The sequence below is a fragment of the Psychrobacter sp. PSi21 genome (assembly GCF_054960615.1).
Genome location: NZ_JBHNYR010000007.1, coordinates 36,280 through 60,145, shown reverse-complemented (window position 1 = coordinate 60,145; position 23,866 = coordinate 36,280). Strand labels below are relative to the sequence as shown.

Annotated in this window: 38 protein-coding genes; 35 read left to right on the top strand and 3 right to left on the bottom strand. The window is 44.7% G+C overall.

What is annotated here, in order from left to right; all coding sequences use genetic code 11:
• Positions 1-288: 288 nt before the first annotated feature.
• From rpsJ to rplQ, 28 genes are all read left to right on the top strand, one after another.
• A complete protein-coding gene (gene rpsJ / locus ACFI32_RS06545; RefSeq protein ID WP_010196670.1) occupies positions 289-600 on the top strand; it encodes a 30S ribosomal protein S10 in 312 nt (103 codons plus the stop codon).
• 49 nt (positions 601-649) lie between these two features.
• Positions 650-1,288 (top strand): 50S ribosomal protein L3, encoded by a 639-nt coding sequence (rplC, locus tag ACFI32_RS06540; protein WP_462625705.1) that lies wholly within the window; start codon positions 650-652, stop codon positions 1,286-1,288.
• A 14-nt stretch (positions 1,289-1,302) separates the two neighbouring features.
• Positions 1,303-1,905, top strand: a complete 603-nt coding sequence (rplD, locus tag ACFI32_RS06535; protein ID WP_462625704.1) for a 50S ribosomal protein L4 — start codon at positions 1,303-1,305, stop codon at positions 1,903-1,905.
• Entirely contained in the window at positions 1,902-2,252 is a 351-nt protein-coding gene (gene rplW, locus ACFI32_RS06530) for a 50S ribosomal protein L23 (protein WP_462625703.1), read from the top strand. The genes rplD and rplW overlap by 4 nt, the downstream gene beginning before the upstream one ends.
• 11 nt (positions 2,253-2,263) lie before the next feature.
• Complete coding sequence (gene rplB, locus ACFI32_RS06525; protein WP_462625702.1) at positions 2,264-3,094, top strand: 50S ribosomal protein L2; 831 nt, start codon at positions 2,264-2,266, stop codon at positions 3,092-3,094.
• Between the two features lie 12 nt (positions 3,095-3,106).
• Positions 3,107-3,382 carry a 30S ribosomal protein S19 gene (gene rpsS / locus ACFI32_RS06520; protein WP_462625701.1) on the top strand — a complete coding sequence of 92 codons (276 nt, stop codon included), beginning with the start codon at positions 3,107-3,109 and terminating at the stop codon, positions 3,380-3,382.
• Between the two features lie 10 nt (positions 3,383-3,392).
• Positions 3,393-3,722: a 50S ribosomal protein L22 gene (gene rplV / locus ACFI32_RS06515; RefSeq protein WP_169393469.1), complete on the top strand. Its 330-nt coding sequence runs from the start codon at positions 3,393-3,395 to the stop codon at positions 3,720-3,722.
• Positions 3,723-3,725: 3 nt separating this feature from the next.
• Positions 3,726-4,448, top strand: coding sequence for a 30S ribosomal protein S3 (gene rpsC, locus ACFI32_RS06510; protein ID WP_462625700.1), 723 nt, complete (start codon positions 3,726-3,728; stop codon positions 4,446-4,448).
• Between the two features lie 3 nt (positions 4,449-4,451).
• The gene (gene rplP, locus ACFI32_RS06505) at positions 4,452-4,865 is read left to right on the top strand and encodes a 50S ribosomal protein L16 (RefSeq protein WP_025644399.1); all 414 of its coding nucleotides are present in this window, start codon (positions 4,452-4,454) and stop codon (positions 4,863-4,865) included.
• Positions 4,865-5,062 (top strand): 50S ribosomal protein L29, encoded by a 198-nt coding sequence (rpmC, locus tag ACFI32_RS06500; protein WP_462625699.1) that lies wholly within the window; start codon positions 4,865-4,867, stop codon positions 5,060-5,062. Before rplP ends, rpmC begins: the two co-directional genes overlap by 1 nt.
• Entirely contained in the window at positions 5,059-5,334 is a 276-nt protein-coding gene (gene rpsQ / locus ACFI32_RS06495; protein ID WP_462625698.1) for a 30S ribosomal protein S17, read from the top strand. The genes rpmC and rpsQ overlap by 4 nt, the downstream gene beginning before the upstream one ends.
• A gap of 181 nt (positions 5,335-5,515) precedes the next feature.
• A complete protein-coding gene (gene rplN, locus ACFI32_RS06490) occupies positions 5,516-5,884 on the top strand; it encodes a 50S ribosomal protein L14 (RefSeq protein WP_131668169.1) in 369 nt (122 codons plus the stop codon).
• Between the two features lie 8 nt (positions 5,885-5,892).
• Positions 5,893-6,210: a 50S ribosomal protein L24 gene (gene rplX, locus ACFI32_RS06485; protein ID WP_462625697.1), complete on the top strand. Its 318-nt coding sequence runs from the start codon at positions 5,893-5,895 to the stop codon at positions 6,208-6,210.
• A gap of 21 nt (positions 6,211-6,231) precedes the next feature.
• Positions 6,232-6,768, top strand: a complete 537-nt coding sequence (rplE, locus tag ACFI32_RS06480; protein WP_462625696.1) for a 50S ribosomal protein L5 — start codon at positions 6,232-6,234, stop codon at positions 6,766-6,768.
• A 12-nt stretch (positions 6,769-6,780) separates the two neighbouring features.
• The gene (gene rpsN / locus ACFI32_RS06475) at positions 6,781-7,086 is read left to right on the top strand and encodes a 30S ribosomal protein S14 (protein WP_462625695.1); all 306 of its coding nucleotides are present in this window, start codon (positions 6,781-6,783) and stop codon (positions 7,084-7,086) included.
• 11 nt (positions 7,087-7,097) lie between these two features.
• Positions 7,098-7,496 (top strand): 30S ribosomal protein S8, encoded by a 399-nt coding sequence (gene rpsH / locus ACFI32_RS06470; protein WP_462625694.1) that lies wholly within the window; start codon positions 7,098-7,100, stop codon positions 7,494-7,496.
• A 206-nt stretch (positions 7,497-7,702) separates the two neighbouring features.
• On the top strand, positions 7,703-8,236 hold the full coding sequence (rplF, locus tag ACFI32_RS06465; RefSeq protein WP_462625693.1) for a 50S ribosomal protein L6: 534 nt from the start codon (positions 7,703-7,705) through the stop codon (positions 8,234-8,236).
• Positions 8,237-8,247: 11 nt separating this feature from the next.
• Positions 8,248-8,598, top strand: coding sequence for a 50S ribosomal protein L18 (gene rplR, locus ACFI32_RS06460; protein ID WP_462625692.1), 351 nt, complete (start codon positions 8,248-8,250; stop codon positions 8,596-8,598).
• Positions 8,599-8,600: 2 nt separating this feature from the next.
• On the top strand, positions 8,601-9,098 hold the full coding sequence (gene rpsE, locus ACFI32_RS06455; RefSeq protein WP_462625691.1) for a 30S ribosomal protein S5: 498 nt from the start codon (positions 8,601-8,603) through the stop codon (positions 9,096-9,098).
• Positions 9,099-9,118: 20 nt separating this feature from the next.
• Entirely contained in the window at positions 9,119-9,298 is a 180-nt protein-coding gene (rpmD, locus tag ACFI32_RS06450) for a 50S ribosomal protein L30 (RefSeq protein WP_462625690.1), read from the top strand.
• Positions 9,298-9,738 (top strand): 50S ribosomal protein L15, encoded by a 441-nt coding sequence (rplO, locus tag ACFI32_RS06445; protein ID WP_462625689.1) that lies wholly within the window; start codon positions 9,298-9,300, stop codon positions 9,736-9,738. Before rpmD ends, rplO begins: the two co-directional genes overlap by 1 nt.
• A gap of 19 nt (positions 9,739-9,757) precedes the next feature.
• On the top strand, positions 9,758-11,089 hold the full coding sequence (gene secY / locus ACFI32_RS06440; protein WP_462625797.1) for a preprotein translocase subunit SecY: 1,332 nt from the start codon (positions 9,758-9,760) through the stop codon (positions 11,087-11,089).
• Between the two features lie 45 nt (positions 11,090-11,134).
• Complete coding sequence (gene rpmJ / locus ACFI32_RS06435; RefSeq protein WP_010196721.1) at positions 11,135-11,251, top strand: 50S ribosomal protein L36; 117 nt, start codon at positions 11,135-11,137, stop codon at positions 11,249-11,251.
• Between the two features lie 255 nt (positions 11,252-11,506).
• A complete protein-coding gene (gene rpsM, locus ACFI32_RS06430; RefSeq protein ID WP_462625688.1) occupies positions 11,507-11,863 on the top strand; it encodes a 30S ribosomal protein S13 in 357 nt (118 codons plus the stop codon).
• 20 nt (positions 11,864-11,883) lie between these two features.
• A complete protein-coding gene (rpsK, locus tag ACFI32_RS06425) occupies positions 11,884-12,273 on the top strand; it encodes a 30S ribosomal protein S11 (protein ID WP_025644368.1) in 390 nt (129 codons plus the stop codon).
• A 48-nt stretch (positions 12,274-12,321) separates the two neighbouring features.
• Positions 12,322-12,963 (top strand): 30S ribosomal protein S4, encoded by a 642-nt coding sequence (rpsD, locus tag ACFI32_RS06420; protein WP_462625687.1) that lies wholly within the window; start codon positions 12,322-12,324, stop codon positions 12,961-12,963.
• A gap of 55 nt (positions 12,964-13,018) precedes the next feature.
• The gene (locus ACFI32_RS06415; RefSeq protein ID WP_462625686.1) at positions 13,019-14,026 is read left to right on the top strand and encodes a DNA-directed RNA polymerase subunit alpha; all 1,008 of its coding nucleotides are present in this window, start codon (positions 13,019-13,021) and stop codon (positions 14,024-14,026) included.
• Positions 14,027-14,045: 19 nt separating this feature from the next.
• Positions 14,046-14,405: a 50S ribosomal protein L17 gene (rplQ, locus tag ACFI32_RS06410; protein ID WP_169393449.1), complete on the top strand. Its 360-nt coding sequence runs from the start codon at positions 14,046-14,048 to the stop codon at positions 14,403-14,405.
• 142 nt (positions 14,406-14,547) lie between these two features.
• Here rplQ and ACFI32_RS06405 read toward each other — a convergent pair whose 3' ends face one another.
• Entirely contained in the window at positions 14,548-15,168 is a 621-nt protein-coding gene (locus ACFI32_RS06405) for an L-threonylcarbamoyladenylate synthase (protein WP_462625685.1), read from the bottom strand.
• Positions 15,169-15,372: 204 nt separating this feature from the next.
• Positions 15,373-16,080, bottom strand: a complete 708-nt coding sequence (locus ACFI32_RS06400; RefSeq protein WP_462625684.1) for an elongation factor P hydroxylase — start codon at positions 16,078-16,080, stop codon at positions 15,373-15,375.
• Between the two features lie 163 nt (positions 16,081-16,243).
• On the opposite strand from ACFI32_RS06400, the gene ACFI32_RS06395 reads away from it, so the two are divergent.
• The 6 genes from ACFI32_RS06395 (at position 16,244) to lysM (ending at position 20,749) form a co-directional block, all read left to right on the top strand.
• Positions 16,244-16,822 carry a YceD family protein gene (locus tag ACFI32_RS06395; protein ID WP_462625683.1) on the top strand — a complete coding sequence of 193 codons (579 nt, stop codon included), beginning with the start codon at positions 16,244-16,246 and terminating at the stop codon, positions 16,820-16,822.
• A 330-nt stretch (positions 16,823-17,152) separates the two neighbouring features.
• The gene (rpmF, locus tag ACFI32_RS06390) at positions 17,153-17,335 is read left to right on the top strand and encodes a 50S ribosomal protein L32 (protein WP_199507791.1); all 183 of its coding nucleotides are present in this window, start codon (positions 17,153-17,155) and stop codon (positions 17,333-17,335) included.
• Between the two features lie 379 nt (positions 17,336-17,714).
• Positions 17,715-18,683, top strand: coding sequence for an ACP S-malonyltransferase (fabD, locus tag ACFI32_RS06385; protein WP_462625682.1), 969 nt, complete (start codon positions 17,715-17,717; stop codon positions 18,681-18,683).
• The gene (gene fabG, locus ACFI32_RS06380; protein ID WP_462625681.1) at positions 18,680-19,408 is read left to right on the top strand and encodes a 3-oxoacyl-ACP reductase FabG; all 729 of its coding nucleotides are present in this window, start codon (positions 18,680-18,682) and stop codon (positions 19,406-19,408) included. Before fabD ends, fabG begins: the two co-directional genes overlap by 4 nt.
• Before the next feature lie 264 nt (positions 19,409-19,672).
• Positions 19,673-19,909, top strand: coding sequence for an acyl carrier protein (acpP, locus tag ACFI32_RS06375; protein WP_462625680.1), 237 nt, complete (start codon positions 19,673-19,675; stop codon positions 19,907-19,909).
• 330 nt (positions 19,910-20,239) lie between these two features.
• Complete coding sequence (gene lysM, locus ACFI32_RS06370) at positions 20,240-20,749, top strand: peptidoglycan-binding protein LysM (protein ID WP_462625679.1); 510 nt, start codon at positions 20,240-20,242, stop codon at positions 20,747-20,749.
• A 142-nt stretch (positions 20,750-20,891) separates the two neighbouring features.
• Here lysM and queG read toward each other — a convergent pair whose 3' ends face one another.
• Entirely contained in the window at positions 20,892-22,043 is a 1,152-nt protein-coding gene (queG, locus tag ACFI32_RS06365; RefSeq protein ID WP_462625678.1) for a tRNA epoxyqueuosine(34) reductase QueG, read from the bottom strand.
• A 154-nt stretch (positions 22,044-22,197) separates the two neighbouring features.
• Here queG and ACFI32_RS06360 point away from each other — a divergent pair, with 154 nt between their 5' ends.
• On the top strand, positions 22,198-23,859 hold the full coding sequence (locus ACFI32_RS06360) for an NAD(P)H-hydrate dehydratase (RefSeq protein WP_462625677.1): 1,662 nt from the start codon (positions 22,198-22,200) through the stop codon (positions 23,857-23,859).
• Positions 23,860-23,866 lie beyond the last annotated feature (7 nt).

The following is a 23,866-nucleotide window of genomic DNA, read 5'->3' as shown; positions in this document are numbered from 1 at the left end:
TTGTCTGAATGCAGTGTATAATAAGCACCACTGAATTATAAGCGCACGGCCAAGCAAACAGCTGGCGCTATGACAGCTAGAGCATCGTTTCTAGCACTATTTCATATGCCTTTGCTGCTTTCCAATTAATAGGAAGGCTGGCGGGGCTTTAAATTATTTTGCTTTTAGCACGCTGCTGGTTCTATTTAAGAATATAAAGCCGCTTGAAGTAAATCTTTAACCAAACGGCTTTTAGTCATCCACTTGCAGCGCAAGAATGACAAAAGCACATATTAGGAGCTTGCTGGCATGGCTAACCAGAGAATCCGTATCCGTCTTAAGTCTTTTGATCATCGTTTGATTGATCAATCTGCACAAGAGATTGTTGATACTGCAAAGCGCACTGGTGCGCAAGTTTGTGGTCCTGTACCGTTGCCGACTCGCATTGAGCGATTCAACGTCCTAACCTCGCCACACGTCAATAAAGACGCTCGTGACCAGTACGAAATTCGTACCCACAAGCGTATGGTTGATATTGTTCAGCCTACTGACAAAACTGTGGACGCGTTAATGAAGTTAGATTTAGCGGCGGGTGTCGACGTTCAAATTGCTTTGGGTTAATGCAAATTAAACACCCAACCCATTCATAGAAGATATAAAGAGGTTTAAAATGGCGATCGGTTTAGTCGGTAAAAAATGCGGCATGACCCGTGTCTTCACTGAAGCAGGTGCGTCTATCCCTGTAACCGTGATTGAGGTCGATGCAAACCGCATTACTCAAGTAAAAAATACTGATACAGATGGCTATCAAGCCATTCAAATCACCACAGGTACTCGTCGTGACAGCCGCGTAACTGCTGCACAGAAAGGTCATTTCGCGAAAGCTGGCGTTAAAGCTGGTCGTGGTGTTTGGGAATTTCGTGCCAACGAAAGCGATCTTGAAGGTCGTGAAGTTGGTGGTGAGATCCTAGCTGACCTATTTGAAACAGGTCAGATGGTTGATGTCACAGGACAGAGTAAAGGTAAAGGCTTTCAAGGCGGCGTGAAGCGTCACAACTTCAGCATGCAAGATGCCACCCATGGTAACTCAGTGTCTCACCGTGTTCTTGGTTCAACTGGTCAAAACCAGACACCAGGTCGCGTATTTAAAGGCAAAAAGATGCCAGGTCAGATGGGTAACAAGCGTGTAACCGTTCAAGGCCTAGAAGTGGTCTCGGTTGATGCCGAAAAAGGGTTACTTGTCATCAAGGGTGCTATCCCAGGTGCCAACGGTGGCGATGTCATCGTACGTCCGTCAATCAAAGCCTAAGCAAGGGGATTAACGTGGATTTAAAAACAGTTACAGGTGCGGCGGTTGAGCTTTCTGACACAGCGTTTGGTCGTGAATTCAACGAAGCATTAGTGCATCAGGTTGTCACCGCATATCTTGCTGGTGCTCGCCAAGGCACACGTGCACAAAAAACCCGTGCCGAAGTTTCTGGCGGTGGCATCAAGCCATGGCGTCAAAAAGGTACTGGTCGCGCTCGTGCAGGCTCTATTCGTAGCCCAATCTGGCGTTCAGGTGGTCGTGCATTTGCTGCAAAACCACAAGACTGGTCACAAAAAGTTAACCGCAAAATGTATCGCGGTGCTATGCAGTGCATCCTAGCCGAGCTAGTACGTCAAGAGCGTCTAATCTTGGTTGAAGAATTAAGTGTTTCTGCACCTAAGACCAAAGAGCTGATCGCAAAGTTAAGTGAACTAAATGCCCCTCGTGCATTGATCGTCACCAAAGAAGTTGACGAAAACTTATACTTAGCAGCCCGCAACATTCCACACGTCAATGTACTTGGTACAAACGAAGTGGATCCAGTGAGCCTGATCGCCTTTGATAAAGTGATCATGTCAGTCGAAGCTGCGAAACAATTTGAGGAAGCACTAGCATGAATAACGCAAGACTTTATCAGGTCTTAAAAGGACCTGTATTCTCAGAAAAATCTCAAATGCTCGGTGACTCACTAGGTGTTCAGGTATTTAAAGTTGATACTAACGCCACTAAACGTGAAATCAAAAAAGCAGTTGAGTTAATGTTTGAAGGTGTTGAAGTCACTCGCGTGAACACTTTGAATGTTAAAGGTAAGACAAAGCGTTTTGGTAAAAGCATTGGCCGTCGCAACGACTACAAAAAAGCCTATGTTACCTTAAAAGCTGGTCAAGATGTACAAATGGCTGATGCTGGTGAAGAAGTCGCAAACACGACTGACTCTGCTAGTGAAACAGCGAACAACGAATAAGGATAACACTCATGCCTATCGTAAAAGCAAAGCCAACATCACCAGGCCGTCGTTTTGTTGAAAAAGTGGTGCATCCACACCTTTACAAAGGTCGTCCTCATGCAGCACTTGTCGAATCAAAAGGCAAGTCAGGTGGTCGTAACAACAATGGTCGTATTACCACTCGCCACATTGGCGGTGGTCACAAGCATCATTACCGTGTTATTGACTTCAAACGTACCAAAGATAATATTCCAGCGACCGTAGAGCGCATTGAGTATGATCCTAACCGTACTGCACACATCGCACTAGTAAGATATGCTGATGGTGAGCGTCGTTATATCATTGCTCCTAAGAAACTGGCTGCTGGTGATACTGTACAATCAGGTGAAAATTCACCGATCCGTCCAGGTAACTGCTTGCCACTTAAAAACATCCCATTGGGTACTGTGATCCATAATATCGAATTAAAAATCGGTAAAGGCGCACAGATGGCTCGTTCAGCGGGTGCAGGCGTACAGCTACTAGGCCGTGATGGTATCTATGCGATTCTTCGTCTACGTTCAGGCGAGACTCGTCGTGTTCACGTCAACTGCCGTGCGGTTATTGGTGAAGTTTCTAACACTGAAAACAACTTGAAATCACTTGGTAAAGCCGGTGCTTCACGTTGGCGCGGTGTTCGTCCTACCGTTCGCGGTGTGGCAATGAACCCAGTTGATCACCCACATGGTGGTGGTGAAGGTCGTAACAAAGGTCGCCATCCAACCAGCCCTTGGGGTCAGAAGTCTAAAGGACTTAAAACGCGTCACAATAAGCGTACTGACAGTATGATCATCCGTCGCCGTCGCGCCAAGAAGAAATAAAGGAAGAATTTCATGCCTCGTTCATTGAAAAAAGGTCCATTCATCGATGCGCACTTGTTTGCCAAAGTTGAGACTGCAATTGAAACCAACTCACGCAAGCCCATCAAAACTTGGTCGCGCCGCTCGATGATTCTGCCACAAATGGTTGGCCTAACTTTATCTGTTCACAACGGCCGTACTCATGTACCGGTTATCGTAAGCGAGCAGATGGTTGGTCATAAACTAGGTGAATTTGCCCCGACTCGTACGTATCGTGGTCATGGCATTGACAGAAAAGCTAAGAAATAAGGTGCTTACCATGGAAGTAACTGCAAAATTACGCGGTGCCGCCATCTCGGCACAAAAAGTTAGACTCGTTGCTGATGAAGTTCGTGGCAAATCTATTGAGCGTGCTTTGGATATCCTAACGTATAGCAATAAAAAAGGCGCTGTGTTTGTTAAGAAATGTCTTAACTCAGCCATCGCCAATGCCGAACATAATCACGGCTTAGATATTGACGACCTTAAAGTCTCTACTATCTATGTTGATGAAGGCATCACGCTAAAGCGTATCCTACCACGTGCTAAAGGTCGTGCTGATCGTATCAGTAAGCGTACCTGTCACATCACTATTAAGGTAGGAGAATAAGTTATGGGTCAAAAAGTACATCCAATCGGAATTCGTCTTGGTGTTGTCAAAAAGCATAATGCAAACTGGTATGCTGATCCTAAACAATACTCAGAATACCTCATCAACGACATCCAAGTACGTGAGTTTTTACGCAAAAAGCTAGATAACGCGATGATCAGCAACATCATGATCGAACGTCCTACTGGCGCTGCTAAAATCACCATCTCTACTGCACGTCCTGGTATCGTTATTGGTAAGAAAGGCGAAGATATTGAGAAGCTTCAAAAAGAGCTGACCAAAATTATGGGCGTACCTGCTCAGGTCAATATTGAAGAAATCACATCTCCTGACCTTGATGCCCGTCTGGTAGCAGATGGCATCGCAAGCCAGCTTGCTCGCCGTGTTATGTTCCGCCGTGCGATGAAGCGCGCTGTGCAAAACAGCATGCGTTCAGGCGCTAAAGGTATCAAAGTTGAACTTTCTGGTCGTCTTGGCGGCGCTGAAATTGCTCGTACTGAATGGTATCGTGAAGGTCGTGTACCATTACACACCTTACGCGCTGATATCGATTATTCATCAGTACGTGCAGAAACAACTTATGGCACTATCGGTGTGAAAGTTTGGATTTTCCGTGGGGAAATCCTTGACGGTATGAACAGCGTATACAATCCCGTCAACGAAGAGAAGCCTCGTGCGCCAAAACGCCGTGGTCGTGGAAATCGCCGGAACTCAGACAGAGGTTAAACTATGTTACAACCAAAACGTACCAAGTTTCGCAAAATGCATAAGGGGCGTAACACAGGGCTAGCTCATCGTGGAAGCACCGTTGCTTTTGGACAAATTGGTCTAAAATCATTGACGCGTGGTCGTATGACCGCCCGTCAAATCGAAGCAGCACGCCGTACCATTACTCGTAAAATCAAACGTGGTGGTAAGATTTGGATTCGTGTATTCCCAGACAAGCCAATTACCAACAAACCATTAGAAGTACGTATGGGTAAAGGTAAAGGTCCAGTCGAATATTGGGTATGCGAAATCAAACCTGGTAAAGTGCTATATGAAATCGAAGGGGTTTCAGAAGAGCTTGCTCGCGATGCCTTAACGCTTGCTGCAGCAAAACTGCCCTTTAAAACTACCATTGTTAAGCGGACGATAATGTAATGAAGATCAGTGAATTACGTGATAAATCATTAGAAGAACTGACCCAGTTACTTGATGAAAAGCAACTTGATGCTTTCCGTATTCGTATGGCTAAAGCAACTGGTCAGTTGGGTAATACCCATGAAGTCAGAGACAATCGTCGTACGATTGCTCAGATTCAGACTTTGATTAACGAGAAACAACGAGGCGACTCATGAGTGATAACAATCAAGCACCCACAAATGCTAGCGTCTTAACAGGACGAGTTGTCAGCAACAAGATGGACAAGTCCATTACTGTTTTGATTGAGCGTTTGGTTCGTCATCCTTTGTATGGCAAACAACTTCGTCGTTCTACTAAAATCAAAGCACATGATGAAAACAATGTCTGCCAGCAGGGCGATCTTGTACGCATCAAAGAAACGCGTCCAATCTCTAAAACTAAAGCGTGGACTTTAGTGGATGTGGTTGAAACAGTAGAAAAAATCTAAGTAAATTGCATTAAAAGCCAGAAGCTGTTAAAATAGCCGCCTTTTAAGGATGCTGATTGCGCCGAGCGTAAATCATTCACATTAAGAGCAAAATACGGTTATTTATATTAAAATGCCGCTTGCTCATACTGTGCTAGCGGCAGCAACTGGTTTTTATTGCTCACATGTGTGGAGTAACGCTATGATTCAGACTGAGTCTATGCTGGAAGTTGCAGACAATAGCGGTGCAAGACGAGTTCAGTGCATTAAAGTACTGGGTGGCTCTCATCGTCGTTATGCATCGGTTGGCGATATCATTAAAGTGACGGTTAAAGAAGCCATTCCTCGTGGTCGTGTTAAAAAAGGCGACGTGATGAATGCAGTAGTTGTACGTACCAAAAAAGGCGTTCGTCGCCCTGACGGTTCTGTGCTACGTTTTGACGACAATGCTGCGGTTTTGTTGAACCAAAATAAAGCACCTATTGCAACTCGTATTTTTGGACCGGTAACTCGTGAACTACGTGGTGATCAGTTTATGAAAATTGTATCCCTAGCACCAGAAGTATTGTGAGGTAACCCATGGCTAAATTACGAAAAGGCGATACAGTTGTTGTGATTGCTGGTAAAGACAAAGGCACGCAAGGCACTGTTCAAGCCGTAAAAGGTGATCGCATTAAAGTCGAAGGCGTTAATATTGTTACTAAGCATCAGAAGCCAAATCAGGCAACTGGCGCTGAAGGTGGCATTGTTAAGCAAGAAGCTTTTTTGCATATTTCAAATGTCGCAATTTATAATGCGCAAACCCAAAAAGCAGATCGTATTACTTATCAGTTTGGCGAAGACGGCAAGAAACAACGCGTCTATCGTTCAAACGGTGAAGTAGTGGCGACTGCGTAAGACACTAAGGGTGTAATGGTAATGGCAAGATTAAAATCTTTATATAACGATGAACTAAAGCAGCAAATCAAACAAGAGCTTGGTTTAGACAATGTGATGCAAGTACCTAAGATCACCAAAATCACCCTGAATATGGGTGTTGGTGGTGCTTCTCAAGATAAAAAACTACTTGAAGGTGCAGTATCGGACATGACCGCTATCGCTGGTCAAAAACCTGTTGTCACTAAAGCGCGTAAATCAGTTGCTGGTTTTAAAATTCGTGAAGAATGGCCAATTGGCTGTAAAGTAACGCTACGCGGTGAGCAAATGTACGAATTTTTAGATCGTCTCATTGCCATTGCGATTCCTCGTATTCGTGATTTTCGTGGTTTTTCACCTAAAGCATTTGATGGACGTGGCAACTACTCATTGGGTATCAAAGAACAGATTGTATTCCCAGAAGTAGATTTCGACAAGATTGACCGTATCCGTGGTATGGATGTGACAATCACCACGTCAGCTCAAACTGATGATGAAGGTCGTGCGTTGCTTAAAGCATTCGGCTTCCCATTTAAATAAGGTAAAGACGTTATGGCAAAGAAGAGCATGATTAACCGCGAATTAAAGCGCGAGAAAATGGTTGCCAAGTACGCTGAAAAGCGTATTAAGCTAAAAGAGATCATTAGCGATGTAAATGCAAGTGATGAAGAGCGTATGGACGCGATGTTAGAGCTGCAAGCTCTGCCACGCAATGCCTCTCCAGTGCGTTTGCGCAATCGTTGTGGTATCACAGGTCGTCCTCATGGCTACTTCCGCAAGTTTGGCTTGTCACGCAATATGTTGCGTGAGCGTGTCATGCAAGGCGATGTGCCTGGTGTTCGTAAAGCAAGCTGGTAAGGAGTAACTACATGAGTATGCAAGATACCGTTGCGGATATGCTAACTCGCATCCGTAATGCGCAAATGGCGAATAAAGTATCCGTAGATATGCCAAGTTCAAAGCTACGCAAATCAATCGCTGATCTATTGGTTAGCGAAGGCTACTTGACCAGCGCTGCTGTTGCTGAAGAAGGTAATGGCAAAGCAAATCTATCTATCGAATTGAAATACTTCGAAGGTAAACCTGTTATCGAAACGATCCAGCGTTATAGCCGTCCAGGCCTGCGCCAGTTCCGTGGCAAAGACAATATCCCTACTGTTAAACAAGGTATGGGTGTTGCTGTTGTATCTACCAGCCAAGGTATCATGAGCGATCGTGCTGCACGTGCTGCAGGCATCGGTGGCGAAATCATCGCCTTTGTTGCTTAATAAGGTAGTGCAATAAAGTCTATTTGAGTATCCTAAGTAGCTACTGATTTGCTAAAAATAAGTAGCGCTATCATTACTGTGATACCTAATAATCTTATTTATGTTTATTAGTGCTTAACGAACTCAATTATGCTAAACTAGCAGGCTTTTTAGCCTGTTAGTTTTTTCGCAAATATAAGTTGTTAATTTTTTAAAGGAATACTCCTATGTCTCGTGTGGCTAAAGCCCCAGTAGCGTTGCCTAATGGCGTAAGCGTTACTTTGAACGATCGGCAGGTCGAAGTGAAAGGCAAGAACGGTAACATGTCTTTACGCCTGCATGAATTGGTCGAGCTGAAACAAGAAGATGATAATATCATTCTCTCACCTACAGTCGATACTAAAGAAGCTATGATGCATACCGGCACCATGCGCGCCCTTATCAACAATTATGTGACTGGCGTTAATGAAGGTTTTGAAAAACGTCTTCAACTGCTTGGTGTTGGTTATCGTGCACAAGCTACTGGCAACAAAGTAACTTTAAATATCGGTTACTCGCACCCAGTAGAGTACACGTTACCTGAAGGTGTATCAGCTGAAACCCCATCGCAAACTGAAATCTTGCTAAAATCTAACGATAAGCAAAAGCTCGGTCAAGCAGCGGCTAATATCCGTGGTTTCCGTCCACCAGAGCCTTACAAAGGCAAAGGTATTCGTTATAGCGACGAACATGTGGTTCGCAAAGAAGCTAAGAAAAAATAAGGTGAGTTGAAATGTTTGATAAAAAAGCAGCTCGTCTGCGTCGAGCTAAAAAAACCCGCGCACATATCCGTCATTTGGGCGTTTATCGTCTGACGGTTAATCGTACGCCAAAGCACATCTATGCCCAGGTTATCTCTCCTGCTGGTGGCGAAGTGATCGCTCAAGCCTCTACTTTAGATGGCAGCTTGCGTTCTGGCGCTACTGGTAATGTTGATTCAGCAACGTCTGTAGGTAAAATGATCGCAGAACGTGCTAAAGCAGCTGGTATCACCAAAGTTGCTTTCGACCGTAGTGGTTTTAAATATCATGGCCGAGTAAAAGCTTTAGCTGAAGCTGCTCGCGAAAATGGACTGGAGTTTTAATCATGGCGAAAAATGAACAGACAGACGGTTTAGTAGAACGCTTGGTTACCGTTGATCGCGTTGCAAAAGTGGTCAAAGGTGGTCGTATCTTTTCTTTCACTGCATTAACAGTAGTGGGCGACGGTAATGGTCGTGTTGGTTTCGGCCGCGGTAAAGCACGTGAAGTGCCAGCTGCCATTCAAAAAGCATTAGAAGCTGCCAAACGTAATATGATTACTGTTGAGCTAAATGATGCAACCTTGTATCACCCAATCAAAGCACGTCATGGTGCAAGTAAAGTCTATATGCAGCCTGCATCTGAAGGTACTGGCGTTATCGCTGGTGGCGCAATGCGTGCGGTATTGGAAGTTGCTGGTGTCAAAGATGTTTTGACTAAATGTTATGGTTCTACCAACACTGCTAACGTTGTACGTGCAACGTTTAACGGTTTGCGTGATATGTCAACTCCAGAGAAGATGGCAGCTAAACGTGGTAAATCTGTAGACGAAATTTTGGGCTAACTTAGAGTAGGTGAGTTACGATGAAAACAATGAAAGTCACTCAAACGAAATCGGGTGCCCATCGCCTTAAGAGCCACAAAGCGTGCTTGAAAGGATTGGGTTTACGCCGTATCGGTCATACTGTTGAAGTTGAAGATACCCCTTCAACTCGTGGTATGGTGAATAGCGTTAACTACATGGTAAAAGTGGAGGAAGCGTAATGGGTCTTAGATTAAATGAATTATCACCAGGTGTTGGCGCGAAAAAAACCGCACAACGTCGTGGTCGTGGTATCGGTTCAGGCCTTGGTAAAACTGGTGGCCGCGGTGTAAAAGGTCAAAAATCACGTTCAGGCTCTAGCATTCGTGCAGGCTTTGAAGGTGGTCAAATGCCATTATATCGTCGTTTGCCAAAATTTGGTTTTACCAGCAAAATGGCAATGACAACAGCAGAAGTTCGTCTTTCTGAGCTTAGGCAAGTTGAAGGCGATGTGATCAGTGTTGAAACTTTGAAAGCAGCCAACATTATTCGTCATGACATGAAACGTGCTCGCATTATCTTGTCAGGTGAAGTCACTCAAGCATACACTTTTCAAGGTGTTAAAGTGACTAAAGGTGCCAAACAAGCAATCGAAGCTGCTGGTGGTAGCATCGAGGAGTAGTAACGTGTCTAAACAATCAATGTCTTCGGCTGGTATACCGCTTAATCCGTTAGCCTTCATACGTAAGTATGATGAGTTGTGGTCGCGCTTACTTTTTTTAATCGGCGCATTGATTGTTTATCGTTTAGGGTCACATATTCCTGTACCGGGCATTAACCCAGACAATCTGGCAGAGCTGTTCTCGCGCAATGAAAACACCATTTTGAGCATGTTTAATATGTTCTCAGGTGGCGCGCTTGAGCGGATGTCGATCATGGCGCTTGGCATTATGCCGTACATTTCAGCGTCAATTATTGTACAGATGATGTCAGCAGTCCTACCATCGCTTGAAGCACTCAAAAAAGAGGGCGAAGCAGGTAGGCGCAAGCTAAACAAGTATACTCGTCAGGGTACACTTGCCTTAGCTTTTGTGCAGTCATTAGGGATGTGTGCTGGCTTAATCAGCCAGAATTTGACACTATCTGTTGGTCTAACATTTTACATTCCTGCTGTGACATCACTGGTTGCAGGGGCGATGTTTTTAATGTGGCTTGGTGAGCAGATTACCGAGCGCGGTGTTGGTAATGGCATCTCGATGCTTATTTTTGCCAGCATTGTTGCGGGTACACCCGGTATGATTTCACAATCTATTGAGCAGGTAAATCAGGGTCAAATGAACCTGATCGTCTTGTTTATCTTTGTGATTCTTGGTGTGGCGGTAACGGCAGGCATTGTATATATTGAGCGTGCGCAGCGCCGTGTACCTGTTAACTATGCCCAAAAGCAGCAGCAAGGGCGTAAGATCTATGCTCAGCAGCAATCACATTTGCCACTGAAGATCAATATGGCAGGTGTTATCCCTGCTATTTTTGCCAGCTCGCTGTTGCTATTTCCAGCAAGTTTGGGTCAATGGGTCGGCCAATCAACTGATCCCACCTTTATACAAAAGATACTACAAAATATGGCACTGGTCTTGTCACCAGGACAGCCCTTGTATTTGGTTTTATTTGGTGCGATGATTATCTTCTTTTGCTATTTTTATACAGCATTGGTCTTTAGTCCGCGCGAAGTTGCCGAAAACCTTAAGCGTAGCGGGGCGTATATTCCAGGTATTCGTCCTGGACAACAAACTCAACGTTACCTCGATCATGTGTTAAACCGTTTGACCTTTATTGGCGCAATATATATGACGGTCATCTGTTTAATGCCAATGATCATTCAGTCGTCATTTGGTGTGCCATTCCATCTCGGTGGTACGTCGCTACTGATTATGGTGGTTGTGGTAATGGACTTCATATCGCAGATTCAAGCGCATTTGATGACCCATCAATATCATGATCAGACGTTAATTCAGTCACCTTCTCGATCTTAGATATTTTATATTAGACGAGTAAAGTGATATTCCAAGGAGCATGCGATGAAAGTTCAAGCATCAGTTAAAAAAATCTGTGGTAGCTGTAAAGTGGTACGCCGTAAAGGTAGAGTACATATTATTTGCACAGCTGAGCCACGTCATAAGCAGCGTCAAGGTTAATGTTATTGGCATTAGAAACTATTCTTTTGCTAATAATACAATCAAGACTTGAAAAAAAATGGCGGATGCGATATCATCCGCCACTTGCCGTAGTTCATACTGCTGTTTTTAAGAATGGCATCATAGTGTAGGTCACCAGCTGATTGGCAACTAGGTACATAAACTTAAGCAGGCAGTATTAACCGCAATAAATCTGAAGAATAGGGCTCTATTTATCGTAAATAGCGACTATTTTTCTTTAATGGAGAGAAATCAATGGCTCGTATTGCCGGTGTTAACATTCCGGATAATAAGCATGCTGTTATTTCACTAACTTACATCTTTGGTATCGGTCGCACTACTGCTCAGAAAATATTAGAAGCAGTTAATATTGCACCGACTACTAAAATCAGTCAGTTAGATGATACACAGTTGGATGCTATCCGTGCAGAAATTGCAAACTTTACAACCGAAGGTGATCTTCGTCGTGAAGTGTCAATGAATATCAAGCGTTTGGTCGATTTGGGCTGTTATCGTGGCATTCGTCATCGTCGTAACTTGCCTGTAAACGGCCAACGTACGAAAACGAATGCGCGTACTCGTAAGGGTCCACGTAGAGCAATCAAAAGATAATTAACTTAGGAAGCTAAAAGATGGCTAAAGACACTCGTAGTCGCAAGAAAGTGACTCGTCGTTCAGTATCGGAGGGCGTAGCCCATATCCATGCGTCTTTTAATAACACCATTGTTACGATTACCGATCGTCAAGGTAATGCATTGGCTTGGGCCACTTCAGGTGGACAAGGCTTCCGTGGTTCACGTAAATCTACACCATTTGCAGCTCAGGTTGCAGCTGAAGTCGCTGGTAAAGCGGCTCAAGAATATGGTGTTAAGAATGTCGATGTTTTGGTCAAAGGACCAGGACCGGGTCGTGAGTCTGCGGTAAGAGCACTAGGTGCATTGGGTTATAAAATTAATAGCATCTCTGATGTAACCCCAATCCCACACAATGGTTGCCGTGCGCCGAAAAAGCGCCGCGTCTAATATTTAAGACGAAGCTTTTTTATCCCAAAAGCTTAAGGAGACATAAAAATGGCCCGCTATATTGGACCAAAACTAAAATTATCACGTCGTGAAGGCACAGACTTAGGTCTTAAGTCTGGCGTTAAACCTTATGACGTGAAAACTAAGAAAGCTGCGCGTCCACCAGGTCAGCATGGCGTTAGTCGTAACAAAACTTCAGAATATGCTCTACAATTGCGTGAAAAGCAAAAAGTTAAGCGTATTTACGGCGTATTAGAGCGTCAGTTTGCGAACTATTATAAAGAAGCAGCGCGTAAACGTGGTGCTACTGGCGAAAACTTGCTAGCAATGCTAGAAAGCCGTTTAGACAACGTTGTGTACCGTATGGGCTTTGGCTCAACACGTGCTGAAGCACGCCAATTGGTTAGCCATCGCGCTGTAATGGTAAAAAAAGCTGGTCGTGACGAGTTTGTTCGTGTGAACATTCCATCAATTCAGCTACAAGACGGTGATGTCATCGCCATCCAAGAGAAAGCTCGCGAACAACTGCGTATCAAGAATGCTATTGAACTGGCGACCCAACGTGGTATTCCAGAGTGGCTAGACGTTGATCACAGCAAACTACAAGGCACGTTCAAACAAGCGCCTGATCGCATTGATCTACCTGCTGAAATCAATGAAAGCTTGATCGTTGAGCTGTACTCTAAATAACTGACGTTAAGCAAACAACGTTAATTAAACCAGTTAAATAAATCGAGGTGACATCATGATGCTAAATGCAACTGAGTTTCTAACACCGAATGCCATTAACGTGGATACGGTCAATGAAACGATTGCGAAAGTCACGCTCGAGCCGTTAGAACGCGGCTTTGGGCATACCCTAGGGAATGCCTTACGCCGTATTTTACTGTCTTCGTTACCTGGTGCTGCAGTCATTGAAGCTGAGATTGATGGTGTTGACCATGAATACTCTACGCTTGAAGGGCTGCAAGAAGATGTGCTCGATTTGCTTTTGAACCTCAAAGGCCTTGCGATCACTCTTCATGACCAAAATGAAGTATTCTTGACCTTGGATAAACAAGGTCCAGGCACCGTTACTGCTGCCGATATCTCTTTGCCGCATAATGTGGATATCACGAATCCAGATTTGGTATTGGGAACATTGAGTGAGCGTGGTCATCTTAAGATGCGCCTACGTGTGGTAATGGGTCGTGGATATGAGCCAGCAAACCAGCGCCGTGAAGATGGTGATACAAAAGCAATTGGTCGCCTAAAGCTTGACGCAAGCTTTAGCCCAGTGCTTCGAGTCGCTTATCAAGTTGAGAACGCTCGTGTAGAACAGCGTACAGATCTTGATCGTCTTATCATTGAGCTTGAAACAAATGGCACTATTGATCCAGAAGAAGCGATTCGTAAAGCAGCAACTATCTTGCAGCAACAGATTTCTATCTTTGTTGACCTAGAAGCTGAAGAAGCGCCTGAGCCTGTGAAAGAGAAAGAAGAGGTTGATCCAGTGCTACTACGCCCTGTAGACGATCTTGAACTAACGGTTCGCTCAGCCAACTGTTTGAAAGCTGAAAACATTTACTATATCGGTGATTTGGTACAACGTTCAGAGACTGAACTACTCAAAACCCCAAATCTTGGTAAGAAATCATTAACAGAAATCAAAGACGTACTAGCATCTAAAGATTTAGAGCTTGGCATGCGCCTTGATAATTGGCCACCCGCTGATTTACGTGTTGATGACCGCTTTTCTTATCGTAGCCGTTAAACTTTAAGGATATTTGACCATGCGCCATCGTAAGAGTGGAGTCAAGCTGGGTCGTACCAGCAGTCATCGTAAGGCAATGTTCCAGAACATGACCAACTCACTATTTGAGCATGAACTGATCAAAACAACATTGCCAAAAGCTAAAGAATTGCGCCGCGTTGCCGAGCCATTAATCACTTTAGCAAAAGAAGATAGTGTTGCAAACCGTCGTTTGGCTTTTAGCCGTATGCGTAGCAAAGCTATGGTAGGTAAACTATTTGGTACTTTGGGTCCTCGTTATCAAACGCGTCCAGGTGGCTATTTACGTATCGTAAAATGCGGTTACCGTGACGGTGATAATGCACCTATGGCTTATGTAGAATTGGTTGATCGCGACTAATCTGACAAGCTATCTGTATGTTGTATAAAAAAGCTCCAATAACTTGGAGCTTTTTTTATGGGCGATGACTTGACTACATTAGTGACAGACAAGAGATCGCATGAGCTATCAATAGCCTATAATATGGTGTGGCGCTATCAAGCTATAACAGGAGTGCGCTGACATCGGCCGCACCTTGTCTGATCAGCTCTGGTTGGCTACTGGTCATATCAACGATAGTGGTGAGCTTGGTGGTTTTAATACCTGCATTGATAAGGGCATCAATTTGGGTGCCCAACAGTTCTTCGATATCAAAAGGGTCATCGAGGACGCGATCATCATTAGGCAATAAAAGAGAGCTGGTCAATATCGGCTCATCCATAGCAGTCAGCAAGGCCTGTGCAATAGGATTACTAGGGACACGGATGCCAATGGTCTTTTTCTTGGGGTGGGCTAATTTTTTTGGTACATCTTTAGTGGCATTTAAGATAAACGTAATTGGCGCAGGTGTATGCGCTTTTAATTGCTTAAATTGGACATTGTCTACTGTGGCATAAGTGGCAATTTCACTCAGATCACGGCACAGCAACGTGAATTGGTGCTTGTCGTCAAGCTCGCGAATATGCTTGAGCTTGTTTAGTGCGTCTTTGGCACCTAAGCGGCAACCGAATGCGTAACTGGTGTCTGTAGGGTAGACGAGCAGCTGGTCATTACGTAGTGCGTCTGCTGCCTGTTCGATAAGACGAGGCTGCGGATTGTCTGGGTGAATATAAAAAGTTTGCATAAAGTGCTCCTTGATCATTATTATTAGTATGATTTATTCGTTATGAACGCTGTTAATTAAAACCGTCACTCAAGTCATCAGTATAACGCTTGCATTACCAAGGTAAAAGTGCGATCACGTTACGGTAAAAGGGCAGTGTGTGAGTGAGAATGTATTTATCGTAAGCAATAGGATAGTTTGAACAGTGTTTTGCTAAGTAAACGATTAGCCATGACAAATCGTGAGTAATGCCAGCAGTAATACCTTGGCATCTTTGGGCAGCTGCTTTGGTGACTGGATATATTGCTGTGCTTGCTGATAAACATCGCCAGCAAAAGTGCTACCAGAGGTGTCAAAATCTGCAAACAAGTTGTCTTGTGATACGCGAAAATGCCGACCACAAGCTAGGGTGAATAAGCACTCTAGAGCCTGTGGTTTGATCTCAACGCGTTCAAAGGCTTGCTGCTGCGCTAGACTACGGCCATCAGGGGCATACCAGTAGCCAAAATCTGATAGTAATCGGCGCCGACTACCAGCAATACACCAATGGCTGATTTCATGTAATGCACTGGCAAAATAACCGTGAGCGAACTCAATGCGAGCAGGTTGATGAGGATTGGCAGGGTAGTATTCGGGCTCGGCGGTACCTCGCACCAAGGTGACATTTTGCTCAGCAAATAAAATATTAAATAAGCTAATCAGCCACTCCGTGGCCTGCAACTCTATAGCTGCTGCATTATATGCTGGCTGATTGATCACATTATGCGGTACTGAAAAACCGATAGCCTGCCACTGCGTCTGCAAATGAAGTATCATTTCTGTGCTGATACTCAAACTGGTATTTAGCTCACATTGGAGCTGTTGTTGTAACTGGGCGTCATGATGATTGCCAAGTAAGTTAGAGAAGTCAGGTTGCTGAATAGTTGAGGACATAGATGAGATGATGATCCGATAAAAGAGACACGTGCGCGTCGCTATGGGTTTGGCATTATAGACAGCGCGCAAAAATCGTAACATACTACTGCTGGCACCGCGTGATGCTTTCCGTTAGTATGACCGCTAATATTATACACCGTTTTGATCAATGAGGCCGCGTATGTCAAGCATGCAAGCAAGTAAACAAGCTGCTACTACCAACAGCCATTCAGGATTATTACCTGAAAACATCGTGCTGGATAAATGGGCAGACAGTGGTTTTGAATGGACAGGCATGGTAATGCCATCAACCTTTGAACGCTTGGCTGCTATTTTGAGCACAGAGCATGAGCAGCCATCACTTAAAGCCAGTATCACTCTATATCGGCACAATAACGTGCTTCATCTGGGTTTTGAGTTAGAAGGTGAGGTTTGGCTCACTTGCCAGCGCTGCCTGCAACCGATTGCTATCGATTTGACGGATGAGTACGACATCGCTCTGCTTGATGATGAGAGCCAAGTACGCTTGGTTGATGAAGAGCAAGACTATCTGCTACTCGATGAAATCATCACTGAGCAGTCCCCTGAGCGTCTGTTGCCACTCAAAAACCTGATTGAAGATGAAATACTCCTGAAGACGCCTATGGCACCCAAGCATGATGACTGTGAAATGGCGGTTGAGCAAGTGGGTGATATCCCAGAAGAAGAAAATGAAAATCCTTTTGCAGCTTTAGCGGCACTAAAAGGAAAGCTGTCTTAAGCGATGGTTTTGTTCTAAAATCTCGCTGCAATAGCGCGCTAAAATGGAATAAAAATTCCTTTGATAGTGGGCATGAAATGGGGGTTTATTAATCCTAAAAACATGCGTATAATGTTCGGTTTATTGCATTCTGGCAACAAGCTACTCATCAATAAAGGCCAAGCACACTGATTATCCATGTGATCGGTGCTTGTCTGGTACTTTAATGATGGTGGTAAACCGGTTAATTTAATGATGCGTAAGGCCTAGGTTGTTGTGATTATATAGCCTGTGTCAGTATCGATTAAAGCTGAATTTTAAGCTTACCCTTTTAAGTATAGGAGCTATATCATGGCTGTTCAAAAAAGTCGCAAAAGCCGTTCTCGTCGTGACATGCGCCGTTCACATCACCACATGACTGTGGCTGAGCTCAGCGTAGATGCCACCACTGGTGAAAAACATCGTCGTCACCACATGACTAAAGATGGTTTCTACCGTGGCCGTCAGTTATTTAAAGTCAGTCAAGACGCTTAATATATTGGCCACACATTGCTGACATTAAGGTCAGTCTAATCATTTCACAATGATTGATGACAGTCAGTAAGGTTTGACAATAGGCATTAAGTGAGCAAGAGCCAAGTTATTTCGCTATCATATATTATGTGGCAAGATAACTTGGCTTTTTGTTATGTGTGATTTTTACTCTGCTAACGCTGACTGGTTGTTCAGTGCACATCTGATATCATTACTTTGTCGCAAATCTTGTCAGCTTCATCGCTAAGTTACCTGTGCTAGGCTATGATATTGCACTGTGTCAGTGTATAGTTTGAGCCTGATTGTTTGTATTAATCCTCTATTACTATGATCCCAGTTTGACTAACGGGCATCTTTTATCGTTTAAGGAATATTGGTTATGGCATCTGCATCCGATGTGACAGCGACCCAGCCACCACGTATTGCGGTCGTTTTCCCAGGACAAGGTTCACAAGTGGTCGGCATGACCAGTGAGCTTGCTGAGCGTTATCCACAAATCTATGATACCTTTGCTGAGGCCAGCGCCGCGCTTGGGGAAGATCTGTGGGCAATTTGTCAAGATGAAGAAAAACTCAACCAGACACAGTACACGCAGCCTGCACTATTGGCAGCCAGTATTGCTATTTGGCGCGTTCTGCAAGAAAAGCTTGAGTATAAGCCCTGCTATCTGGCAGGTCACTCACTGGGTGAGTACAGCGCGCTTTGTGCGGCTGGTGTGATAGAGTTTGCTGATGCCATACGTTTGGTTCATGCGCGTGGACAGTTGATGCAAGAAGCGGTGACGGGCATCGACACGGCCATGGCAGCGGTGCTTGGACTGGAAGATCAGCGCGTACAGACGCTTTGTGAGCAAACCACTGAGCACGTTGAAGAAGCCATTGTTAATGCAGCCAACTTTAATAGCCCAGGTCAGGTGGTTATCTCTGGTAATGCTGCTGGCGTTTCAGCGGTGATTGACAAAGTACAAAATATGGGCAAAAAAGCCATACCGCTAAAGGTCAGCGTACCATCACATTGTGCATTGATGCAACTTGCTAGTGAGGCGTTGGCAGAAGCCTTGGCCGCTATCAAATTTGAGCAAGCTAATATTCCAGTTATTCAAAATCGTCATGCACGCGTCGAAACAAATATTCAAAATATCAAGCACGCATTGACAGAGCAGCTGAGCGAGCCTGTGCTGTGGTCACAGACCATGCAAGAGCTGGCAGACAAACAAATCAGTATTTTGGTGGAATGTGGTAGCGGCAACGTGCTGAGCAACTTAGCAAAACGTCAAACCAATCCGATCACCAGTTACCCAGTTGATAAGCCTGTACGTTTAGATAAATTAATGGAGATTTTAGCATGAGTAGAACGATCACTTTAGTCACAGGCGCAAGCCGCGGTATTGGCAAAGCAGTGGCCAAGCGATTTGCTAAAGAAGGACACTTTGTCATTGGTACCGCAACGACTGAAAAAGGCGCTGAGCTGATTGATGACTACTTACATGACACAGGCGGTATTGGCCGCGTTTTGGATGTGCGTGATCCTGCGCAAATCGAAAAGCTGTTTGAAGAGATCGAAAGTGTATATGGTGCGGTACAGGTATTGGTCAATAATGCAGGTATCACCAAAGACGGCCTCTTGATGCGTATGAAGGATGAGGATTGGGATAGTGTTATCGACACCAACCTGACGTCTGTATACCGCATGAGCAAGCGTGCGGTACGTGGTATGATGAAAGCACGCCGCGGCCGTATCATTAACATCAGCTCAGTTGTGGCGCAGATGGGTAACGCAGGGCAGTCTAACTATGCTTCTACCAAAGCTGGTGTTGAGGGCTTTAGCCGTACACTGGCACGCGAAATTGGCTCACGTCAGATCACCATCAACTGTGTGGCACCTGGTCTGATCGAAACAGACATGACAGATGAAATGGACGAGCGTTTACTCAACTCGATGCTGGATGCCGTACCCATCGGTCGCTTGGGTCAACCAGAAGACATCGCTGCAGCCACATTGTTCTTGGCCAGTGATGAAGCCAGCTATATCACAGGCGCAGTGATACCTGTCAACGGTGGTATGTACATGTAAGGAAAGGTTTACCACGTATAAAGACACAATAAATATTTGTGTGAACGAGTGTAAACTGTGATCAAGGATGCTATAATAGCAAATAATTTTGTACCAAAGACTGGTATGGTTGACAGGTCACAAAAAATTCAAACACGATGCAAGTATGGTTGCAGTCAGATAGTAAAGATGACAGCGCAGGTTGCATTATATATACTAGCATTCGCTTAAAGAAACCAGTCATTTGATGGTTTTTAAAATACTGACATAAAAAGGAGTAATTATATGAGTAATGATGTTGAGCTAAGAGTAAAATCTGCCGTTGCAGAACAATTGGGCATGAACGTTGAAGACATCAGCAATGATGCTTCTTTCATGGAAGATCTTGGTGCAGACTCACTTGACTTGGTCGAGTTGGTTATGTCATTTGAAAGTGACTTTGGCATCACTATCCCTGATGAAGATTCAGCGGAATTGACCACAGTACAAAAAGCAATCGACTATGTTAAGGCACAACTATAAGTTGTCATTAACGATTGGTTGATCGTTTTAGTGCCGCTTATCTTTTTGATAGGCGGTTTTTTTTGGCTTACTATTTATCTTTTAACGCTAGTACCCAGTGAGTCTCAGCAAATTTATTAACATAAGCGGTGCCTAATTAACATTACTCAACATACCCTTACTATCAAAAGTAAGCGCCTTTGTTATAATCAAAATCAGTCGGTAGCTGTTGATGACCGTTATTTATCTTGAATCAATCTTAATAGCCAAATAATTATCATCAATACTACGAACGATCAAGTACAACGACCAAAACAAACAAAGTAAATAATAATATTTTAAGGATTAAGCATGGGTATTTTTAGTTTTGCAAAAGACATTGGTGACAAAATTTTTAATCGTGATGACGAACAGCATCAAGCACAAACTGAGACAAAAGCTGACGCCAACACACCAGCAAAAACGACTGAACCATCAGCCCAGTCAGTAGCCAACATTTTGCTTCGTCGCATTCAGCAACAAAATCTGAATATCAGCGATCTAAAAGTAAAATATAACGGTTCAACTGATACTGCAGAAATCAGCGGCACAGCGAAAACCCAAGCAGATCGTGAAAAAGCGATCATTGCTATCGGTAACGTACAGAACGTCGCTAAAGTGATCGACAACATCGATATTCAAGAAGATGCACCAGAATCAACCATGTATACCGTAAAATCTGGCGATAGCCTGTCTAAAATCGCTGAAGATGTCTATGGCTCAGCTGACGAATACATGAAAATTTTTGAAGCTAATAAGCCAATGTTATCAGATCCTAATAAGATTTATCCAGGTCAAGTATTGCGTATTCCTAAGCCATAATATTTCATGCGAGCAGTCAACGTATTTTTAGCTTGGTAGAGATTTAGATTAAAATAATTATTAAATACCTCTCACATATTGAGAGGTATTTTTTTGTCTTAAAATACGCTTTGCATTTTTTCAGTATGAGTCGTATAGAGGGCTACAGCTTTTGCTGTTGCTCTGCTATTGCCCAATGAATGTGTTCATCAAGCATGTCGCCATGTATATCGAGCTTCGAGCGGAGGTGCTCAATAACCTCATGACGGGCTTGTGCATTGCCAAGTGCGATGGCCACGTTACGCAAAAAGCTGACATAACCAGTACGCCGAATCGGACTGCCTTGGGTATACTGCAAAAAGTCGTCCTCTTGCCATTGCCAAAGCGATAGTAGGCTGCTGTCATCGAGGTTGTGTCGGGGTGCAAAGTCATCGACGTCGGTCAGCTGCGCGTAGCGATTCCAAGGACAAATCAGCTGACAGTCGTCACAGCCAAAGATACGGTTACCAATAGCGCGGCGGTACTTGATATCGATGCTACCTTTATGCTCAATGGTTAAATAAGAAATACAGGCCGCTGCGTTCAGCTCGTGCGGGGCGACAATGGCTTGAGTAGGACAAATATCGATACAAGCACTGCAGCTGCCGCAGTGTGGTTTGACGGGCTGATCATCGGACAGCTGAAGACTCATAAACAGCTCACCCAACACAAAAAATGAGCCTGCTTGCTTGTTAAGCAATAAAGTATGTTTGCCTGTCCAGCCCAGACCTGCAGCATCAGCGATTGGGCGCTCAAAAATAGGCGCAGAATCACTAAACGGACGAAAAACGAAATCAGTATCGGCTCCGATGTTGAGATGCTGCCATTCAGGGAGCATGGCCTCTATTCGCTGCGCCAGCTGCTTTAGACGACTGCGCATGACTTTGTGGTAGTCGCGTCCTCGGGCATAGCGAGCAATGATACCGTGATTGGGGCGGTCATTATCTGTCACGCGCCGCGGGGTTGGCGCTTGTGTCAGATAGTCCATACGGACGCTGATGATGGTCTTTGCGCCTTCTACCAAGTCTTCAGGGTGCGCCCTCAAGTGATGGTTGTTGTGCATAAAGGTGAGCTGACCTTCATAGCCTTTGGCCAGCCATTGCTGCAATTGATCCATTTGTCGTTTGAAAAGCGGATGATAGACGGATAGAAATCCGCAGTCGGCAAAGCCCAGCGTTTGTGCCTGTTGTTTTATCCAAACTTTAACATCTGCAGCTGTGGTAAAGGTAGTTGGCGTAACCACTGGTATATCAGTGGCTGAGGCAGCTTTTTTCATAGTTTATCGTAACCAATGGCATTAATGTGCTCATGATAAGGTAGATTGCCAAGAGCGCAAGCACAAAAGTAAATAAAGCCTTGTGTATAACGATACAAAAAATCAGGATTGCCTTTGTTACGCTAAGTGGGCATCAATATAAGGAGTAATGATAATGACAAATTTGTACACGAGTCAGCAAGTCTATGCCATGGAGCAAGCGTGGTTTGATCAAGGTCACGACAGCTTTGGCCTAATGCAACAAGCCGCATGGCAAATGACACAAAAGATAATAAAGACTGCAGGTCGTCATGAGGAATTACGGGCGTGTGTGTGGGTCGGGCAGGGTAATAATGGCGGTGATGGTTGGCTTGTGGCTCATTATTTGCAGCAAGCAGGCTGGCAAGTACAACTTGTGACGATTGGTTTTGATAAAGACGCCTTATCGCTTGATGATGTGCATGACAGTAATACTTCTGATGCTGTCAAAGCGCAGCAAATGGCATTACAGGTAAACTGTCCTTATTATCGTCTTGAAGATCTGATGCAAGATCAGGGTGACGAACAGACGCAAGATGGCGATTTGTTTTCAGTTATCGATACCTTACTCTCCAGTGCTGATATTTACATCGATGCCATCTTTGGTATTGGTCTTGATCGTGTGCCTTCTGGTATTTACAAGTATGCCATTATTGCCTTTAACCATTGTGCGCAGAAGGATAAGGCGCTGGTTATCGCTGTCGATATTCCAAGTGGCCTTGTGGCGTCTACGGGGCAGGTCTTTGATCAACTGGCAGTGTCAGCGGATGTGACACTGTGCTTGGTCGCCCGCAAATTTGGCTTACATACCAAAGACGGTATGGATCATGCGGGTCGAGTGGCGGATATACCACTGATTCCGCATGTATCGCCTGCGCCTGTGGCGACATTATTAAATGAGCCATTTTCTATTACCGCACGCCAGCAAAACAGCTATAAAGGCAGCTATGGGCATGTATTGATCATCGGTGGCAATCGTATCGATGGTTCACAAGGGATGGGCGGTGCGGCGATTTTATCAGCCTCAAGTGCTATGGCCACTGGTGCAGGAAAAATTACCGTTGCTTGCCACGCTGCTTTTCATGGCGCGCTTTTGACTTCACTGCCCGATGCCATGACCATGGACTTGCATGATACCGAAGGGGTAAAACACCTTATTGCTGATGCCGATGTGATTGCCATCGGTATGGGGCTGGGACGTGATAAAACCGCAGCAGCATTGTTTAACACCTACCTCAAAGCCAGTATGAGTAAAGAAAAATTGTTGGTGATTGACGCTGATGGCCTATACCACCTAGCCGCATTGCATCATGGTGACCATGAGCTCGCGAACACGCTGCGTGAATACAGTCGCAGCCATACAGTGCGCTTAACCCCGCATAGCGGTGAAGCTGCGCGACTACTCAATCAATCTGTCAGTGAGGTAGAGGCTGACCGACTGGGTGCTATCAGTCAGTGTGCATCACTTTACGGCGGTGATTGGGTACTAAAAGGCGCAGGCTCGTTGGTATGTGAGCAGGGTCAATGCTATGTATGCGCGACTGGAAACGCAGGTATGGCCAGCGCAGGTATGGGCGATGTGTTATCAGGGGTGAGTGCAGGCTTATTGTCACAGCAAGATATGACAGATGCGGCGCGCAGTTTGCGTCAGTCCGTACTGATTCATGGGCAGGCAGGTGATGTACTGGTCAACCAGAATGTTGGTTGTACTACCTCGCTTATGACTGGTCAGCGAGGGCTACAAGCGCAAGATATGCCTGCTGCCATCCGTCATGTGATGGCAGCCTTGAGCGATTAAAGTAAGC

Bases quoted from the DNA above. Each gene is read 5' to 3' on its own strand.
- acpP (WP_462625680.1), top strand. From the start codon at position 19,673: ATGAGTAATGATGTTGAGCTAAGAGTAAAATCTGCCGTTGCAGAACAA.
- rplE (WP_462625696.1), top strand. From the start codon at position 6,232: ATGGCAAGATTAAAATCTTTATATAACGATGAACTAAAGCAGCAAATC.
- secY (WP_462625797.1), top strand. From the start codon at position 9,758: ATGTCTTCGGCTGGTATACCGCTTAATCCGTTAGCCTTCATACGTAAG.
- rplF (WP_462625693.1), top strand. From the start codon at position 7,703: ATGTCTCGTGTGGCTAAAGCCCCAGTAGCGTTGCCTAATGGCGTAAGC.
- ACFI32_RS06360 (WP_462625677.1), top strand. From the start codon at position 22,198: ATGACAAATTTGTACACGAGTCAGCAAGTCTATGCCATGGAGCAAGCG.
- rplN (WP_131668169.1), top strand. From the start codon at position 5,516: ATGATTCAGACTGAGTCTATGCTGGAAGTTGCAGACAATAGCGGTGCA.
- rpsE (WP_462625691.1), top strand. From the start codon at position 8,601: ATGGCGAAAAATGAACAGACAGACGGTTTAGTAGAACGCTTGGTTACC.
- rpsS (WP_462625701.1), top strand. From the start codon at position 3,107: ATGCCTCGTTCATTGAAAAAAGGTCCATTCATCGATGCGCACTTGTTT.
- rplO (WP_462625689.1), top strand. From the start codon at position 9,298: ATGGGTCTTAGATTAAATGAATTATCACCAGGTGTTGGCGCGAAAAAA.
- rplC (WP_462625705.1), top strand. From the start codon at position 650: ATGGCGATCGGTTTAGTCGGTAAAAAATGCGGCATGACCCGTGTCTTC.
- rplR (WP_462625692.1), top strand. From the start codon at position 8,248: ATGTTTGATAAAAAAGCAGCTCGTCTGCGTCGAGCTAAAAAAACCCGC.
- rplX (WP_462625697.1), top strand. From the start codon at position 5,893: ATGGCTAAATTACGAAAAGGCGATACAGTTGTTGTGATTGCTGGTAAA.
- ACFI32_RS06400 (WP_462625684.1), bottom strand. From the start codon at position 16,080: ATGTCCTCAACTATTCAGCAACCTGACTTCTCTAACTTACTTGGCAAT.
- rplW (WP_462625703.1), top strand. From the start codon at position 1,902: ATGAATAACGCAAGACTTTATCAGGTCTTAAAAGGACCTGTATTCTCA.
- rpsQ (WP_462625698.1), top strand. From the start codon at position 5,059: ATGAGTGATAACAATCAAGCACCCACAAATGCTAGCGTCTTAACAGGA.
- lysM (WP_462625679.1), top strand. From the start codon at position 20,240: ATGGGTATTTTTAGTTTTGCAAAAGACATTGGTGACAAAATTTTTAAT.
- rpsK (WP_025644368.1), top strand. From the start codon at position 11,884: ATGGCTAAAGACACTCGTAGTCGCAAGAAAGTGACTCGTCGTTCAGTA.
- rplQ (WP_169393449.1), top strand. From the start codon at position 14,046: ATGCGCCATCGTAAGAGTGGAGTCAAGCTGGGTCGTACCAGCAGTCAT.
- ACFI32_RS06395 (WP_462625683.1), top strand. From the start codon at position 16,244: ATGTCAAGCATGCAAGCAAGTAAACAAGCTGCTACTACCAACAGCCAT.
- rpsH (WP_462625694.1), top strand. From the start codon at position 7,098: ATGAGTATGCAAGATACCGTTGCGGATATGCTAACTCGCATCCGTAAT.
- rpsM (WP_462625688.1), top strand. From the start codon at position 11,507: ATGGCTCGTATTGCCGGTGTTAACATTCCGGATAATAAGCATGCTGTT.
- rpmD (WP_462625690.1), top strand. From the start codon at position 9,119: ATGAAAACAATGAAAGTCACTCAAACGAAATCGGGTGCCCATCGCCTT.
- fabD (WP_462625682.1), top strand. From the start codon at position 17,715: ATGGCATCTGCATCCGATGTGACAGCGACCCAGCCACCACGTATTGCG.
- ACFI32_RS06405 (WP_462625685.1), bottom strand. From the start codon at position 15,168: ATGCAAACTTTTTATATTCACCCAGACAATCCGCAGCCTCGTCTTATC.
- ACFI32_RS06415 (WP_462625686.1), top strand. From the start codon at position 13,019: ATGATGCTAAATGCAACTGAGTTTCTAACACCGAATGCCATTAACGTG.
- rpsC (WP_462625700.1), top strand. From the start codon at position 3,726: ATGGGTCAAAAAGTACATCCAATCGGAATTCGTCTTGGTGTTGTCAAA.
- rpmC (WP_462625699.1), top strand. From the start codon at position 4,865: ATGAAGATCAGTGAATTACGTGATAAATCATTAGAAGAACTGACCCAG.
- rpmJ (WP_010196721.1), top strand. From the start codon at position 11,135: ATGAAAGTTCAAGCATCAGTTAAAAAAATCTGTGGTAGCTGTAAAGTG.
- rplB (WP_462625702.1), top strand. From the start codon at position 2,264: ATGCCTATCGTAAAAGCAAAGCCAACATCACCAGGCCGTCGTTTTGTT.
- rpsN (WP_462625695.1), top strand. From the start codon at position 6,781: ATGGCAAAGAAGAGCATGATTAACCGCGAATTAAAGCGCGAGAAAATG.
- rpsD (WP_462625687.1), top strand. From the start codon at position 12,322: ATGGCCCGCTATATTGGACCAAAACTAAAATTATCACGTCGTGAAGGC.
- fabG (WP_462625681.1), top strand. From the start codon at position 18,680: ATGAGTAGAACGATCACTTTAGTCACAGGCGCAAGCCGCGGTATTGGC.
- rplV (WP_169393469.1), top strand. From the start codon at position 3,393: ATGGAAGTAACTGCAAAATTACGCGGTGCCGCCATCTCGGCACAAAAA.
- rpsJ (WP_010196670.1), top strand. From the start codon at position 289: ATGGCTAACCAGAGAATCCGTATCCGTCTTAAGTCTTTTGATCATCGT.
- rpmF (WP_199507791.1), top strand. From the start codon at position 17,153: ATGGCTGTTCAAAAAAGTCGCAAAAGCCGTTCTCGTCGTGACATGCGC.
- queG (WP_462625678.1), bottom strand. From the start codon at position 22,043: ATGAAAAAAGCTGCCTCAGCCACTGATATACCAGTGGTTACGCCAACT.
- rplP (WP_025644399.1), top strand. From the start codon at position 4,452: ATGTTACAACCAAAACGTACCAAGTTTCGCAAAATGCATAAGGGGCGT.